The sequence below is a fragment of the Photobacterium rosenbergii genome (genome assembly GCF_033022775.1).
Lineage (GTDB): Bacteria > Pseudomonadota > Gammaproteobacteria > Enterobacterales > Vibrionaceae > Photobacterium > Photobacterium rosenbergii_A.
Map to the genome: position 1 here is coordinate 456,316 of NZ_JAWJZI010000004.1, position 16,173 is coordinate 472,488.

Consider the following 16,173-nt stretch of genomic DNA (forward strand, 5'->3'; position numbering starts at 1 on the left):
ACCGAGCACCTTGAGGTTACTTGGGTATAAGGTAACAAATTGAGTAAGGGGAAACGTCGAGCTTGGTTGCATCCTGCTATGCCAGATCAGAGACTTGGGCAATTTACTTGTGTTTCAGCAAGACTAAGCGCACAATTTCAGCGTTATAAGAGACATCTACAGAATCAGCGGAGATAACAATGGAATTGTCTGATATTCGTCGCGACTATACGCAGGGTGGGTTGCGCCGTCATGATTTGCCGGAGCAGCCGGAACAACTTTTCAATACCTGGCTGGAACAGGCGATAGAGGCAAAGCTGACCGATCCCACTGCGATGACAGTGGCGACTGTCGACGAACACGGTCAGCCTTATCAGCGTATTGTGTTATTGAAGCACTTTGATAAAGACGGGTTTGTCTTCTATACCAACCTAGGCAGCCGCAAGGCATCCCAACTGGCTGACAACAGCAAGATCAGCTTGCATTTCCCTTGGCATCCACTCGAGCGCCAAGTCCACATTACCGGCACGGCAGAAAAGCTCTCCAAGATGGAAGTGCTGAAGTACTTCTCGTCGCGCCCGAAAGAAAGCCAAATTGCGGCGTGGGCCAGCAAGCAAAGCTCTCGCATTTCCGCAAGGCAGGCGCTAGAAAGCAAATTCTTTGAGCTGAAAGAAAAATTTGCCAAAGGTGACGTGCCGGTCCCGACGTTTTGGGGCGGCTACCGGGTGAAAATCAATTCGATTGAATTTTGGCAGGGCGGGGCGAACCGTTTGCACGATAGATTTTTGTATACCCGCAGTGAAGAAAACAGCCTAGTGTGGGATGTTGAACGACTGGCACCCTAATGCAGCGTACTAATATAAATAGAACATGAAAATAATATGAAAATAATATGAAAATAATATGAAAATAATATGAAAAGAGCAGCCATCGCTGCTCTTTTTTTATGCGGCCAATTGTTGTTGGCTGGTGACAATGCTGACGCCTTCAGGGTGGCGGACTTTCAATGCCTTTTCAGCACTGGCAATGGATTCGATCTCATTGACCGCTTGGATTTGGTATTTGCAAGGGATATTGAAATGAGGATGGACAACGTAGGTAATTGTAAATTGCTTCATGGTATTTCCAGCTGATAATTGGCTCTTCGGCCGTTTAATTTAAGAACTGGGCGAATTATAGAAAATCGGCCCAGTACAAAAATTGATCTGGAAACAGGCTTTGGGTTGCAAAAAGGCAAACTTAGTCTGCGTGTTTTGTGGTTAGCCGCGTGCTGCTACTCTTTCAAAATCACAGATAGCTGGCGTTTTAGCATGCTTTCTGGGATATGCGAGCCAAAGCCGAGATCGAGTGCGATATCGATCAATTCATTCTTCGAGCGTGCATTGAATTTTTCGCGCAGGCGAATGACATAATTCTCGACGGTTTTAACCGATACGCTAAGTACCTTGGCAATATACTGAGGTTTTTTGCCGTAGAGTAGAAGAAACAGGACCTCGGATTCGCGGGTGTTGAGATTGATGGCGCTGTGGTTGAGTTCGAGATTGAAGGAGGCTTGCTCTTTCGGATCGATACCTGCTGCGCGGCAAATCCAGTGGCCGACTTCGAGTACTGCCGTATCTTTGAGCTCGACACCAGAAAAGATGGTGCCGACTATTTCGTTTTCTTCATTCATCCACGGCGTTTTAGTGAATAAGTGTGCACGCCAACTTCCGTCAGAATAGGGGTGGATATCTAATACCCGCATTCTTTTGCCGGATGATACGACAAGATTATCTTGTTCACGGAATGCTTCTGCACATTCAACCGTTGGGCTTGGCATATCGAAATCGGTACGGCCGATACAATCTAAATGGTGATCCACACCAATGATGTTCCCATACTCGGAATTAGCATAAACGAAGACTGAATCCTTATCTTTACATCCCCAACACCCTGGGAGTTGATTAAATATATGTAGTAAAGAGGGTTCTACTTTATTTTTCACTACGTTTGCCTGAGTTAATAGAATAGAGCAGTTGCAATAATGAAGTTTAATTGAATGGGCAGAGGTTACAATATCTGAGTGACGGATTTTTGGGCACAATTGTAAAAAATGATAAAAAAAAGCCGACCAAATAGGTCGGCAAAGACAAGAGTTTGACTCCGAAGAGCACAATCCTGTACGACGTGTAGAAGAGGTATCCAATCAGATTCATATTCCTTGGTATGAGGGTGTATACCAAAGTAAACCCGCTTGGCATGTATCCAAAGCTGGATACTGTAAACAGAAAGCGGTGAACACCATCCCCTGTCTACGGAAAGTACTATAGCAATAGTACCGAGGGGGAGTAAGGGGGGAAATCACCTATTGACACCGACTTGACAATATGATTATCCCCTCAAGGGATGTCCTATGAAAATCAAAGCATACAAATGCTTAGTCTGATTCATACCTGTTGCCAATGCGGAGTTTGAAATAATGAAAAAGATAAAAACGAGAGCTTATTCAGTAACTTTGCATAGTTTTTTTTCCGGCGAGTTCAGTCCTTTTTCATTGTTGTCAACCATTGAGACGGCAAGCATGAAGACGGTTGTCCATATATGCATACATCTGCATCGACCGGTTTTATATATTTATCTTTTTCTTTTTGGCACTACATTTTACTTTCCAAGTGCAGTTATTTTTACAGCAAATTGAATGCCCAAATAAAAAACGACCAAAATCTCTGAGACTTTAGTCGTTATGTCGCTCTTTAATATCCTCTGATTTGATAAGGGTAATTAAAGCCAAACTATATTGAGTGATTATTTCACGAAATTAAATGTCCTTAGCAAAGTGATCCCTAAGCTACTGGAAAATATGGAGCCAAGTGTAGTGACTGCGATTATATTGGCTGCCAGGTAAGCGTTACCCCCCATATTTCTTGCCATGACATAGCTAGCGGCGGCAGTCGGTGCTGCGCTCATCAGGAAAATAAGACCCAATTCGAGATCCCTGAAACCAAATCCAATCCCCGCCAGCGTAATAAGTAGTGGGGCGACGATGAGCTTTCCGATACTGGCAAACTGGGTATTGGTCGGCTCTTGGCGCAGTTGGTTGAAGTCAAGGCTGGCTCCGGTACAAAGCAGCGCTAGTGGCAGTGTCATTCCTGCAAAATAGCCGCCAGACTTGGTGATAATGTCTGGCAGGGGAATGGTGAACACGGAAAATGGCAGCGCGAAGAGGATACTGATGATCAGCGGGTTTTTGATGATCGAACGGAGCAGGAAACGGGCATTGAGGCTCGGTAAGTTCGGGTTTGAACGCGACAGGGTGATAACCGCAAGAATATTGTAGGCAACAGTGATAACGGCCACGTAGAGTGAGCCCAGGGCGAGGCCCGTGTCACCAAACGCATTGCTGGCATAGGCTAGGCCAATGATCCCGGTGTTGGCACGGAAGGCACCCTGGACCACAACCCCGCGATCCTTCTTCTGTTTTATTGCCTTGTTGGCCAACAGCTCGAACAAGGCATAAGTTAGGATATTGGCTGTCAATGCAAACAACAACAGGTCAGGGTTACCGATTTCTGAGAGATTGGAGCGGGCAACACTCAAAAACAGCATGGCGGGCAGTGTGAGATTGAAAACCAGCTTGGATCCGGTTTCGACAAAATCTTCCGTCAGCATGCCGATACGCTTGAGGTAGATCCCCAGGCCAAGCATCAGAAAGATGGGGCCGGTGATGGAAAATGAATAGTGTAGTTGTGCAAACAGTTCTGTCATGGTCGCCTATCCCTATTAAGAAAGCTATTTGTAACACAAATAGTGTCGGGAAAGGAAACATGATCAAGGATCATTGTTTCGATCTGGCCTGCCAGTAAAGTATACGCGCTATATACAGGGCAACTTATTGAAAGTAGATGGAACGATGATCAAGGCTAGCCTGTTAACGGGCGATGTATTTCCGACTGGAACGATGATCAAGCTAGATCATGATCAACACTATTTGGTACAGAACAATGATCAAGCCGTACGCCGTTGTCGTGTGGCCAAAGTTTCAACAAATAAACATCTTGAGCAAACCCAAATAGTGTATTTTTAGTTAACTCATTGAAAGGTAAACATTGTCTTAACATGTTATTAGCTTGGTGTCGCTGGCTTGGTTCTTGAGGTTTTCAAGCAACTGGTTTTTAAATCAACAGAATAGCATCAGAATGACACTGGCCGTAATTTCTCCATACTTGATCATTGTTCCGAAGTATAGCTCTGTAGGGATTTATGGTATTATCCCTCTACGAATCACCGCCAAATCCTCGGTTATTTAGCATGAATGAAAAGCTAAACTCGCCAATATTCAAACCTTCAGAAATTGTCAAACTGCCGGAGCAGATGGATCACCACAACCACGGTTACAACCAGGTGGTGATTGGTTTATCCGGGCAGACGGAGTTTGATATTGAAGGGGCGGGAAATCTAGTTTGCCCTGGTCAGGGCTGCTTAGTGACGGCGGATTCGGAACATGGCTTTTCTGGGATTGGCAATAATGAAATCTTGGTGCTCAATGTCGCCTCAGAACTGTATCAGGCCAGTTACACTCAGGATCATATCGCCCGTCTGTTTGATCAGTCTGGGTATTTTCATCTTGACCGCCAGGCACAGAATTTGATTCAGGCACTGACCGCCGAAATGGCTGCACACCCCGATGACTTGTTGCTAAGCCGGGCCTGTACCGATACCTTGATGTGCGTGCTACATCGCCATTTCAAACCGCTCAAAGATGATCGTCAGAGTTATCGGCTGAATATGGATGTGATTGATCAATACATTCTCCAACACCTGACGAGAAAAATCTCGGTTGCCCAACTGGCGGGACTGGTCTTTTTGGGTGAGAGTCAATTTCACTTTCTGTTCAAAGAGCAAACAGGCGTTACGCCTCATCAGTATGTGCTGAAGAAGCGATTGGAATTAGCCCGGGATCTGATTGAAGAGTCTCAGTTGAGCGTTGCTCAGGTGGCACAGAGTACAGGCTTTGCCAGCCAAAGTAGCTTCACCCAAGCCTTTACCCGGTTGTTCGGTAAACCGCCGGCTCGCTACCGCCGTGAAAACCCTGCCGGCTAACAGAGCATAGCTTGGCTTGCCTATCCCCTTAGTTAAACGGCTTCTTTTGTCCCGTTGACCCTGTGATTATTGCGTCACTTCACCGTGCTTGGCTTGTTGCCTATTTGTAGCAAGCAACGTCAGTCCCGCGGCCTTTTTACCTGTCTATTTGCTTCTGTGCATATATTTCTCTGTTGATCATACTTGATCATGCTTCCGCTATCTCTTGATCATTGTTCCGAAATTGCGTGATTCTTGAGTAAAATTTGACCGCAGGTTACGGAAAAATGCACATTTTCTAAAAAATCCCTGTCAATTATTGTTAAATGCCGGACTTTTTCTAAAAAGTATCGGAGAATATAGCAAGACTATCGGAGTGGCGGGAAATAAAATCCCCTCAATGGTAACACTGATGTAACATTTTCTCGGGTTGGGGGGCTGCATGTAATGAAAAGTGCTGTCTGCCTGATCCGGCATACTATTGAGGGAATCACTATGTTCAATGCGGCAGAAGTACTTCAGCCTGGTTTTATTGAGCGTCCACTGGATGAGCTCTGGTCACAGATTTCACCCCTATACAGCGTGGATGAGTCACAATGGCTAGCGCAGTTGATGCCGTTGGCCGAGCCAACAGAGCAGGAGAGGCAGTTTACGTCTGAACAGGCCACCAGCTTGATCGAGCGGGTAAGGGCTGATCAGAATGCAATCCAGATGATTGATGCCCTGTTGCTTGAATACAGCCTGGACACCAAAGAAGGGATCCTGCTGATGTGTCTGGCCGAGGCGCTGATGCGCATTCCAGATGCAGCGACAGCCGATGCCCTGATCCGTGACAAGCTCAGTGTGGCGGATTGGAAATCTCACCTGAAAAACTCCGATTCACTGTTTGTGAATGCCTCTACCTGGGGCCTGATGTTGACCGGCAAGGTGGTTAGCCTTGACGCCAAGGAAGATGGCGCCCCTAGCCATGTTATCAACCGCCTTGTCAACAAGATGTCCGAACCGGTGATCCGCCAGGCCATGAACCAAGCCATGAAGATCATGGGCCACCAGTTCGTGCTGGGCCGTACTATTGCCGAGGCAATGAAGAACGGTAAAGGCAAGCGCGACCAAGGCTTTACTTACTCATTCGACATGCTGGGCGAAGCCGCGTTGACTGCCCAGGATGCGCAAAAATACTTCAAAGATTATGTCATGGCTGTCGAAGCGGTCGGTCGTGACAGCTATGCCAGTGAAAAAGGCAGCAACACCCGCTCGCCGGATCCAACTGTATCTATCAAGTTGTCAGCCCTGCATCCACGCTATGACGTAGCGAACGAAGCTCGTGTGCTGGATGAAATGTACCAGTCGGTACTTTCGCTATTGAAGCGTGCCCGTGAGCTCAATGTCGGTATTACTATCGATGCCGAGGAAGCCGATCGTCTAGAACTGTCACTGAAACTGTTCGAAAAGCTTTACCGCTCGGAAGAAGTCAAAGGCTGGGGCCGCTTTGGCTTGGTGGTACAGGCTTACTCGAAACGTGCCTTGCCGGTACTGGCCTGGTTGGCAGCGCTGGCCAAGGAGCAGGGTGATGTGATCCCGCTTCGTTTGGTGAAAGGCGCATACTGGGATAGCGAACTGAAGCTGTCACAGCAGAGTGGTTATAGCGCTTATCCGGTGTTTACCCGCAAAGAAGCCACCGATGCTTCATACTTGGCGTGCGCGCGCTTCTTGCTGGCGTCACACCTCAACGGTCTTATCTACCCGCAGTTTGCTAGCCACAACGCCCACACGGTATCGGCAATCATGGCGATGGCACAATCACACCGTAATTTTGAATTCCAGCGCCTGCATGGTATGGGCGATGCGCTTTATAACCATGTGATGGAGATGCACCAGACCAATGTCAGGATCTATGCGCCGGTCGGTAGCCACAAAGATTTGCTGCCGTACTTGGTTCGCCGCCTGCTGGAAAACGGTGCTAACAGTTCGTTTGTCCACCGCTTGGTCGATGCCAACTGCCCGGTGGAAAGCTTGATCCAGCATCCGGTCGATACTCTGAAATCGCGCCCGACCCTGCACAATGGTTTGATCCCGCTGCCGCCGCAAATTTTCGGTGAAGAGCGTAAGAACTCGGCCGGTGTGAATATCGAGATCGCCTCGCAATGGCAGCCATTCAGTGAATCTGTTCAGGCGTTTGCCGATCATCAGTGGCAGGCCGGTCCTATTATCAACGGCGTTGCTTTGCAGGCTGGTGAAAGGGTATTTGCGGTCACGGCACCTTATGATCGCCGCGAAAGCGTCGGTAATGTGGCATTTGCCAATGCTGCCCAAGTCAATGAAGCCATTTCTATTGCGGCGGATACCTATCCGCAGTGGTCCGCACTTCCTGCTGCCGAGCGTGCTGCGTGTCTGCAGCGTTTGGCTGACTTGCTCGAAGAGAATACCGGTGAGTTGGTGGCCCTTTGCCATCGTGAGGCGGGTAAAACCATCCAGGACGGTATTGATGAAATTCGTGAGGCGGTGGACTTCTGCCGTTTCTACGCCAACCAGGCTGCCGAGGAGTTTTCCCAGCCGAAGCCTGTGATGGGCTTTGACGGCACGACCCGCCAGCTGAGTTACCAGGGCCGCGGTGTCTTCGCTTGTATCAGCCCATGGAACTTCCCGCTGGCGATCTTCCTTGGTCAGGTGTCTGCCGCGCTGGTTGCGGGTAATACCGTAGTAGCCAAACCGGCTGAGCAAACCTCGTTGATTGCCTTCCGTGCTATCGAGCTGATGCTGGAAGCTGGCGTACCTACCGGCGCTATTCAGCTGTTGCCGGGTACTGGTGCCGAGGTGGGTGCACCACTGACTTCAGATCCGCGCATTGCCGGGGTAGCGTTTACCGGTTCGACCGAAACCGCCCAGCGTATCAACCGCAGCCTCGCAGCCCGAGATTGCGAACCAGTTCCTTTCATCGCAGAAACCGGTGGCCAGAATGCCATGCTGGTCGACAGTACCGCCCTGCCTGAGCAGGTGGTACGTGATGTCGTGCGTTCGGCATTTGCCTCGGCGGGCCAGCGCTGTTCGGCATTGCGTGTGCTGTTTATCCAGCAGGATATCGCCGACCGGGTAATAGGTCTTATCAAAGGGGCGATGGCTGAGTTGTCTGTCGGTCGCCCTGAGCTGCACAGTACTGATGTTGGTCCGGTGATTGATGTAACGGCGCGCGACAAGCTACTGACTCATATCCAGTCGCTGAAAAACCAAGCCAAGCTGGTGGCGCAGGCTACGATTCCGGATAGCTGCCAGCACGGTGACTTTGTGCCACCGTCGGCGTTTGAAATCCCATCTATCGATGTTCTAGAAAATGAAAACTTCGGCCCGATCTTGCATATCGTCCGCTTCAAGGCCAATGAGCTGGATCAGGTCATCGACCAAATCAATCAAACCGGCTTTGGCCTGACTATGGGGGTACATAGCCGTAACGAGCGTACCTATAGCCATATTGAGCGCCGTGCCCGTGTCGGTAACTGCTACATCAACCGTGATCAGGTTGGTGCGGTAGTTGGCGTCCAGCCATTTGGTGGTCAGGGACTGTCAGGCACCGGCCCGAAAGCTGGTGGCCCGCACTACCTATACCGCTTTACCCAAGATTGTGTTGAAGCCTAATGGCCGTCGAGAAATTTAAGGAGTGATCATGACTATTCAAACATTGGTAAATACAAGCTCGGCGGCATGGGAAGGTTGGAACAATCTGGGTTATGAAGCCCGTACCCGCATCTTGCGCCACTGGACCGATCAACTGACTGCTGAATGCCGCGCCATGGTGGAATTCCAGTGCCAGCATGCCGAAGAGCATGTGGCTTCGACGTTGTTGATGCCGGGCCCGACGGGTGAAACGAATGAGCTTTACTGCGCTGGCCGCGGTAGCTTCATCGTCACTGCCGATAGCGACACCTCGCTGGTGGCAGTGGTCGGTCAGCTGACTGCCGCGCTTGTAACCGGCAATACCGTTTTTGTTTGCCTGCCAGCGGACTATCCGCTCAAGGCCAAAGAGATCGTGGCGCAGCTGGAGCAAAGCGGCTGTGCTGGCGGTGTGATCACCGCTATCGATAATGATCAGCTCGCCGACTTGGTTAGCCACCCTGCGATCGCGGGTGTGGCCTATGCCGGCAAGCTGTCGACAACCCAGGCGCTTGCGCGCCAACTTGCTGCCCGAGACGGCCTGCTTGCTCAGCTGATCAGTGAAACTGATCTCGACAAGCTACCGGTGATCGGCAGCCCGACATACTCACTGCGTTTCGTGACCGAGAGGACACGGACGATCAACATCACGGCTGTCGGTGGCAACGCCACCCTGCTTGAGTTGGGGAGTGGTGAGGAACACTAACCCGGGTTGGCCGCTTGATGCAGGGGACTAGCTTGCAACCTGCTGGCGGCCACCAATCAACCCATCGCTGATTGTCAGCGCTATAACCAAAATGCCCCCGCTATGGACGGGGGCTTTAAGTGAGGGAACTCAAACAATGATAGAGAATAGCTTTGCTATTACAGCAACGTTTATCGCCTACCTAATTGGCATGTTGGCCATTGGCTATATTGCGTATAAACGCACGTCGAACTCAGCGGATTACTTCTTGGGTGGTCGTACATTAGGGCCGTGGCCTGCTGCGCTGTCTGCCGGTGCGTCGGATATGAGTGGCTGGTTGCTACTGGGTCTGCCTGGCTACGCCTATGCCGCTGGCATGGAGTCTCTGTGGCTGGCAGGAGGTCTGCTGCTGGGTACCTGGCTGAACTGGCTGATCTGTGCTAAACGACTGCGTACCTACAGTATTACAACAGATAACGCATTGACCATGCCGGAATTCCTGGCCCGTCGCTTCGACGATAAATCCAAGCTGATCCAAACTATTTCAGCATTCTTTATCTTGTTGTTTTTCCTTTTCTACACCAGCTCGGGTTTGGTTGCTGGCGGTAAGTTGTTCGAGACAGTCTTCGGTCTTGATTACACTATCGCGGTGGTTGTCGGTACGGTGTGTGTGGTGTCGTACACCCTGTTCGGTGGCTTCCTGGCGGTATCGTGGACTGACTTGGTACAGGGCTTGTTGATGTCTGCGGCACTGTTGATTGTGCCAATTGCAGCGATGAACGGCACCCCAAGCGATCTGGCGATAGCGTTGGAAGCCAAAAACCCAGAATTGATGACACTGTTTAATGATATCAAGGGTGAGCCGCTATCGGCGATTGCAATAATCTCGTTAGCTGCTTGGGGCTTGGGTTACTTCGGCCAGCCGCACATCCTAGCGCGTTTTAAGGCGACCCGCAGCAATGCAGACATCAGCACCGCGCGCCGCATAGCAGTGGGCTGGACGGCACTGTCAATGGCCGGTGCGATCCTGGTTGGCCTAGTAGGTATCTTGTTTGTTGATAACCAACTGGCAGGCAACCTGGATGACGGTGAGCGTATCTTCATGTTGTTGGTGAACTCGATGTTCCACCCAGTGATTGCCGGTATTTTGCTGGCGGCGATTCTGGCGGCAATCATGAGTACTGCTGACTCCCAGTTGTTGGTGTCTTCGTCGGCACTGGCTGAGGATTTCTACAAGCAGGTATTTCGCCCGCAGGCTACATCGGAAGAGATCGTGACGGTGGGCCGTATTGCTGTGATCGTGCTTTCCGTGATTGCTTTGCTGCTGGCGATGAACCCTGACAGCACGGTGCTGGGGCTGGTGTCTTATGCGTGGGCTGGTTTTGGTGCGGCATTCGGTCCGGCCTTGCTGCTAAGTTTGTTCTGGAAAGAAATGAACCGCAACGGCGCCTTGGCAGGTATCGTTATCGGTGCCATGACCGTGGTGATCTGGAAACAGCTGACTGGCGGTATCTTCGACTTATACGAAATTGTCCCAGGCTTTATCTTTGCCACTATCGCCATTGTGGCGGTGAGTAAGGCAACTGGCGGCGCCTCGAAGGCGGTTGAAGATCAGTTCGAGACTTACCAGAAGAACTTGGTAGAGTTTAAATAATTTGTTGGAATAGCTAACCGGCTAACTCAAAATACAGAAACGGCTTCCCATCAGGGAAGCCGTTTTTTTATGTCCGGTAATCAAATGAACAGGCCATCCTATCTGTTTTTATTATGCCTTCCCCCGATAAATAAACTTGGTAAATGCAAGGCCAAAATACGCATTTATACGACGTGATACTTATTCCGCATTTTTGATTTTGACGAGATTTTCGCGTTTCTTTTCATTCTCAATCCCGCACAATTTATGAGCTTATTAATGCTTGTGTCGCCTGTCGATATGGTGTTTCGTTAGGTGGCTTGGTGTGAATGGAATGGATAAGGATATGAAAATAAAACAGAAAAAAGTAGTGGTCTGCACCAGTATCGCAATGGCCCTTATGGGTATGGCAAGTGCGGCAGTCAATGCCGAACCCTATGAGATGTTGCTCAGTGATGTGCTGGCCGATGAATAAGCCATTATCGCAGAGCAGCCCGAAGGGCTGGCATTGGTGTTGGAGTCAATCCGTACCTTGGACAACGACGCTGTCGAGGCGATCACCGTGGGCAATCCGAACAACCCGGACAACGTAAAACGGGTCGAATCGTTGATCAGTGAAGCGGATTGGAATTACCTCTTTGTTGAGCGCCACGCGCAATATACCTATCTCAATTTCCTCAAGGGGATCGGCAAGTTCCCGGCGTTTTGCGGGAATTATGATGATGGCAGGGATGCCGAGGCGATTTGCCGTAAATCGCTGGCGACCATGTTTGCCCACTTTACCCAGGAAACTGGCGGTCATAATGCTTACAGCGAATATCCCGAGTGGCGTCAGGGGCTTTACTATTTGCGTGAGGTGGGCTGGAGCGAAGGCACTTCCGGCGGGTACGGGATTTGTGACCCGGGCTTGTGGCAGGGTGAGGCCTATCCGTGCGGTCAGTTTGAAGATGGCTCCTACAAGAGCTACTTCGGCCGCGGTGCCAAGCAGCTGAGCTACAACTACAACTATGGTCCATTTTCCCACGCCATCTATGGCAATGTCGAAAAGCTGCTCAACGAACCTGAGCTGGTGGCAGACTCTTGGCTTAACCTGGCCAGTGCGGTGTTCTTCTATCTTTACCCGCAGCCACCCAAACCCAGTATGCTGCATGTGCTCGACGGCACCTGGCAGCCAAACCAGGCTGACTTGAACGCCGGCCTGGTGCCCGGGTTCGGGGTGACTACCATGATCATCAACGGCGGCGTTGAGTGTGGCGGTTCGAGTGAGCATATCCAGTCGCAGAACCGGATCGATTACTACCGTGAATTTGCCAATTATCTTGATGTGCCCGTGCCAGACGACGAGGTGTTGGGCTGTGCCAATATGCAGGCCTTCGATGCTGGCGGTGCCGGCGCTCTCAACGTTCACTGGGAAGAGGACTGGGGCTGGACACCGGATACACCGACAGGCCAAACCTACAAGTGCCAGTTGGTGGCCTACCAAGGCCCATTTTCTGCCTTCGTCGAAGGGGATTATCGCAAGTGTGTCGAAGATAAATTCGATGTCAATATCATCAATGATCTCGAGGGTGTGCCGCCTACCGCTGATGCCGGTGGTGATATTAGCTTGTTCTCGGATAACACCAAGGTCACGCTCGATGGTAGCGGCTCAAATGATCCCCATGGTGAAATTGTCAGCTATCAATGGCTGCAGGTGTTCGGCAATACCCTTGAAATCAGTCAGGCCAATCAAGCCAAGGCTTCTGTCATTGTGCCCAAGGTAGAGACCGAAACTCAGTATCGTTTTGAGCTAACTGTGACGGATAATGACGGTGAAACGGCGTCGGATATCATGGCCATTACTGCCAAAGTTGCTCCTGATAACTTCCCGCCAACGGTAGCGCTAGCTGGGCCGCAATCTGTCAAAGCAACCGAAACTGCGGTTATTAAGGCAACGGTAGAAGATCCGGACGATACCGAGTTTACCTTTAACTGGCGTGCCTCAAACGGTATCTCGCTGGATGTAGCCAACGACAGCCTCTCGGCCAGTTTTGTCGCCCCAGCTGTAGAGAGTGATACGACAGCCACGGTCTGGCTGGATGTTACGGACAGCGTTAATGAGCCCGTTTCGGCTTCACACAACTTAGTGATCAAACCGGCTTCAACGGGTGAATACCCGGCTTGGGAGCTCGGCAAAAACTATGTCGAGGGTGAGCGCGTCACCAACTTGGGTGAGAACTATGAATGCAAAGAGTTTCCTTACAGTGGTTGGTGCGGTGTTGCGGAAGCCTACAAGCCTGGTGAGGGATATGCATGGCAAGATGCTTGGATCAAGCTATAGCTGATATGATTAGAAACTAATTTATGCGGTGCTCAGCAACTGAGTGCCGTTTTTTTATCTGAAAAGGAAATTTTTGACAGTGAATTTGACTGAATATTGACCACTTGAACAACTCGGGCCAAAAAATCCCCCAGTACGCTTTTTCTGTTTAAGATGATGATTTTAATAGATATATACTCATTTTATGAACAATTAGATACAAATTAAGCTCAATCTTGTACTAGTTTGCTATTACATTGCTGCAGGGGTTCTGATAGTTTGTGCTGGCAATCACGCATTACTGTTAAATTATCACTAGAAGTACCTGTTAAATGAAGTTGAAAATCTGCTCTGCTGTCATCTCCACACTTTTACTGGCTGGTCAAGCGTCAGCATTCACCCTTTATGAAGATGAGCAAACAAAGTTTGATATCGGTGGTGTCTTTGTTCTTGATGCCTTCCAGCCGGTGTTCGGCGAAGATGACATTTTCTCTGCCAGCCGTAGTATTTTAAACATGAGCGTTGAGCGTCAAATCCAACCAGGTTTGACCATGGACGCCAAGTTCGAATGGGATCAGTTCCTCAATAGCCCCACGTCTGGCCGAAACAATTTCCGTAACCGTCTTGGTTATGTGTCGATTAACAGTGATGAACTGGGCAACCTGCGTTTCGGTAAGCAGTGGTCGGCATACCACGATGTTGCCCGCTACATGGATAACCTGATCATTATCGATCCGGATGCGACACCGATTTACTCTGAAGGTACTGACGGTGGCTTCGCGGCAACGGGCCGTGGTGACAACCTGGTGGCTTACCGCTACAGTGACAACGGCGTGAACGTATCGGCGCACTACGGTTTTACCAGTGACGGTGAGACAAGTGACGTTAAGCGTGATTATAACTACGCGCTATCGACCAGCTACGACTTTGACTCTGGCCTAAGCCTGGGTGTGGCTTACCTTGAGAACAAGGTAGAAGTCTCTAATACGACTGATGTGAATGGCCTTGAAGACGGTGATAAGCAAACAGCACTGACTGTCGGCGGCCAGTATGTCGCTGGTGGCCTGAAGGTTGCTGCGGTTTACACCAAGGGTGAAAACATCCACAAAGCCGGCCTACAAGGCGGCCCTCGCGCTGAGTGGGCTGATGCCGATGCAGTTGATGTTTACGCGCACTACGCACTTGAATCAGGCTTTCGCCCATATGCTTATGCTTCACACGTTGATTTCGACGGTGAAAATGGCGTAGATGGCGACCGCCAAGTGTACGCAGTGGGCCTGTCTTACGCCTTCACTCCAGGTGCAACCTTGTCCTTGGAAGTTAAGCGCAACGAGCTTAACGAGTTCAGCGGTGAACCTAGCCGTACCGATAACGGTGGTGGCTTCAACTTCGCCTGGGCGTTCTAATTTTGCTTTACAGCATTGATACAAGGCTGGCATTGTTGCCAGCCTTTTTTAATGGTGTTTACTCGCAAGGTTCATTATTCACAATGTGTTCTATTCACAAGGTGGAGCGAGGTGGATCATCGCCAGGCCGCCGAGTGAGGTTTCGCGGTATTTCTTGTTCATGTCCTTACCGGTTTGGTACATGGTATCAATCACCTTATCGAGCGAGATGCGCGACTTGCTGTTGCGCTTGAGGGCCATGCGCGAAGCGTTGATTGCTTTCATCGCACCCATGGCATTGCGCTCGATACAAGGGATTTGCACCAGGCCGCCGATTGGGTCGCAGGTCATGCCCAGTGAGTGCTCCATGGCAATTTCAGCCGCCATGCAAATTTGCTCGTTGCTGCCGCCGCGAATGGCTGTCAGTCCCGCCGCTGCCATCGAAGATGATACGCCGATCTCACCTTGGCAGCCCACCTCGGCGCCAGAAATCGATGCATTCATCTTGTACAGCATGCCGATGGCAGCTGAGACCGCAAGGAAGTCTTTGATTTGTTTTTGGTCTAGCTCGCGGATGAATTTGTTGTAGTACATCAGTACCGCTGGGATCACCCCGGCAGCCCCGTTGGTTGGTGAGGTCACCACCTGTCCGCCAGCGGCATTTTCCTCGCTGACGGCAAAAGCGAACACATTGACCCAGTCCAATACCACCATAGGGTCGTTCTCGATCTCCTGGTTGGACTCGAGTTTCTTCAGTAGGGCCGGTGCACGGCGAACCACATGCAGGCCACCTTCCAGTACGCCTTCGGTCTCAAAACCACGGGCCATACAGTCCGACATCACCTGCCAGATCTGGCTTGCCTTGGCGTCCAGTTCTTGCTGGCTGCGGAATGCCAGCTCGTTGCGCAGGAACATGGCCCCGATACTAAAGCCTTCGCGCTCGGTAATGGTGAGGATATCTTCCGCCGATTTAAACTCGAACGGCACAGTCACTTCGCTGGTGGCTTTGCCGGTTTGCAGCTCGTCGGCCGTTGCAATAAACCCGCCGCCAATCGAATAGTAGGTCTCGATGAAAAGTGGGTTGCCGGCTGGGTCGAAGGCAGTAATGGTCATACCGTTTTCATGCAACGGCAGGTTGTCGCTATGGAACAGCATGTCAGTATCGACATTGAAAGTAATGGTCTTCTTACCGGCAAGTAACAAGGTGTTGTTGGCAATGCCATCGGCCATAGCCTGGTTGGCCGCTTGGATATCAATGGCATCTGGTTTGTTGTTCATCAACCCGAGAATTGAAGCTCGGTCGGTGTGGTGGCCCTTGCCTGTCAGTGACAAAGAGCCGTACAGATCCACTTGAACCCGGGCCACATCGCCCAGCATGCCATCCACTTTCTGGCAGAAATCAAATCCGGCCAGCATAGGCCCGTTAGTGTGGGAGCTGGACGGGCCTACACCCACTTTGTAGATATCGAAAATAGATAGCATGGTCTTT

The 16,173-nt window shown here is 50.4% G+C and carries 12 protein-coding genes; 8 read left to right on the forward strand and 4 right to left on the reverse strand.

Translation table 11 applies throughout. The features are described 5' to 3' along the window. Nucleotides 1-179: 179 nt before the first annotated feature. On the forward strand, nucleotides 180-824 hold the full coding sequence (gene pdxH / locus R2X38_RS12895; RefSeq protein ID WP_317522650.1) for a pyridoxamine 5'-phosphate oxidase: 645 nt from the start codon (nucleotides 180-182) through the stop codon (nucleotides 822-824). Between the two features lie 99 nt (nucleotides 825-923). Here pdxH and R2X38_RS12900 read toward each other — a convergent pair whose 3' ends face one another. The 3 genes from R2X38_RS12900 to R2X38_RS12910 form a co-directional block, all read right to left on the reverse strand. Next, nucleotides 924-1,097 (reverse strand): addiction module component, encoded by a 174-nt coding sequence (locus tag R2X38_RS12900; RefSeq protein ID WP_107299426.1) that lies wholly within the window; start codon nucleotides 1,095-1,097, stop codon nucleotides 924-926. Nucleotides 1,098-1,252: 155 nt separating this feature from the next. Then, complete coding sequence (locus R2X38_RS12905; RefSeq protein WP_317522652.1) at nucleotides 1,253-1,963, reverse strand: helix-turn-helix transcriptional regulator; 711 nt, start codon at nucleotides 1,961-1,963, stop codon at nucleotides 1,253-1,255. Between the two features lie 800 nt (nucleotides 1,964-2,763). Then, on the reverse strand, nucleotides 2,764-3,723 hold the full coding sequence (locus tag R2X38_RS12910) for an AEC family transporter (protein ID WP_317522654.1): 960 nt from the start codon (nucleotides 3,721-3,723) through the stop codon (nucleotides 2,764-2,766). A gap of 543 nt (nucleotides 3,724-4,266) precedes the next feature. On the opposite strand from R2X38_RS12910, the gene R2X38_RS12915 reads away from it, so the two are divergent. From R2X38_RS12915 to R2X38_RS12945, 7 genes are all read left to right on the forward strand, one after another. Further along, entirely contained in the window at nucleotides 4,267-5,058 is a 792-nt protein-coding gene (locus tag R2X38_RS12915) for an AraC family transcriptional regulator (protein WP_317522655.1), read from the forward strand. A 474-nt stretch (nucleotides 5,059-5,532) separates the two neighbouring features. Beyond that, on the forward strand, nucleotides 5,533-8,667 hold the full coding sequence (putA, locus tag R2X38_RS12920) for a bifunctional proline dehydrogenase/L-glutamate gamma-semialdehyde dehydrogenase PutA (RefSeq protein WP_317522806.1): 3,135 nt from the start codon (nucleotides 5,533-5,535) through the stop codon (nucleotides 8,665-8,667). A gap of 28 nt (nucleotides 8,668-8,695) precedes the next feature. After that, nucleotides 8,696-9,388 (forward strand): aldehyde dehydrogenase family protein, encoded by a 693-nt coding sequence (locus R2X38_RS12925; RefSeq protein WP_317522656.1) that lies wholly within the window; start codon nucleotides 8,696-8,698, stop codon nucleotides 9,386-9,388. A gap of 136 nt (nucleotides 9,389-9,524) precedes the next feature. Then, nucleotides 9,525-11,021 (forward strand): sodium/proline symporter PutP, encoded by a 1,497-nt coding sequence (putP, locus tag R2X38_RS12930; protein WP_317522657.1) that lies wholly within the window; start codon nucleotides 9,525-9,527, stop codon nucleotides 11,019-11,021. Nucleotides 11,022-11,346: 325 nt separating this feature from the next. Then, the gene (locus R2X38_RS12935) at nucleotides 11,347-11,475 is read left to right on the forward strand and encodes a hypothetical protein (RefSeq protein ID WP_317522658.1); all 129 of its coding nucleotides are present in this window, start codon (nucleotides 11,347-11,349) and stop codon (nucleotides 11,473-11,475) included. 36 nt (nucleotides 11,476-11,511) lie between these two features. Continuing rightward, entirely contained in the window at nucleotides 11,512-13,320 is a 1,809-nt protein-coding gene (locus R2X38_RS12940; RefSeq protein WP_317522659.1) for a chitinase, read from the forward strand. A gap of 311 nt (nucleotides 13,321-13,631) precedes the next feature. Beyond that, a complete protein-coding gene (locus R2X38_RS12945; protein ID WP_317522660.1) occupies nucleotides 13,632-14,705 on the forward strand; it encodes a porin in 1,074 nt (357 codons plus the stop codon). Nucleotides 14,706-14,795: 90 nt separating this feature from the next. On the opposite strand, the gene R2X38_RS12950 is transcribed toward R2X38_RS12945, so the two are convergent. Then, a complete protein-coding gene (locus tag R2X38_RS12950) occupies nucleotides 14,796-16,166 on the reverse strand; it encodes an L-serine ammonia-lyase (protein WP_317522661.1) in 1,371 nt (456 codons plus the stop codon). Nucleotides 16,167-16,173 lie beyond the last annotated feature (7 nt).

What these genes read in the sequence shown, in the direction of transcription:
- pdxH (WP_317522650.1), top strand. Translation starts at nt 180, where the DNA reads ATGGAATTGTCTGATATTCGTCGCGACTATACGCAGGGTGGGTTGCGC.
- R2X38_RS12900 (WP_107299426.1), bottom strand. Translation starts at nt 1,097, where the DNA reads ATGAAGCAATTTACAATTACCTACGTTGTCCATCCTCATTTCAATATC.
- R2X38_RS12910 (WP_317522654.1), bottom strand. Translation starts at nt 3,723, where the DNA reads ATGACAGAACTGTTTGCACAACTACACTATTCATTTTCCATCACCGGC.
- R2X38_RS12915 (WP_317522655.1), top strand. Translation starts at nt 4,267, where the DNA reads ATGAATGAAAAGCTAAACTCGCCAATATTCAAACCTTCAGAAATTGTC.
- putA (WP_317522806.1), top strand. Translation starts at nt 5,533, where the DNA reads ATGTTCAATGCGGCAGAAGTACTTCAGCCTGGTTTTATTGAGCGTCCA.
- R2X38_RS12925 (WP_317522656.1), top strand. Translation starts at nt 8,696, where the DNA reads ATGACTATTCAAACATTGGTAAATACAAGCTCGGCGGCATGGGAAGGT.
- putP (WP_317522657.1), top strand. Translation starts at nt 9,525, where the DNA reads ATGATAGAGAATAGCTTTGCTATTACAGCAACGTTTATCGCCTACCTA.
- R2X38_RS12935 (WP_317522658.1), top strand. Translation starts at nt 11,347, where the DNA reads ATGAAAATAAAACAGAAAAAAGTAGTGGTCTGCACCAGTATCGCAATG.
- R2X38_RS12945 (WP_317522660.1), top strand. Translation starts at nt 13,632, where the DNA reads ATGAAGTTGAAAATCTGCTCTGCTGTCATCTCCACACTTTTACTGGCT.
- R2X38_RS12950 (WP_317522661.1), bottom strand. Translation starts at nt 16,166, where the DNA reads ATGCTATCTATTTTCGATATCTACAAAGTGGGTGTAGGCCCGTCCAGC.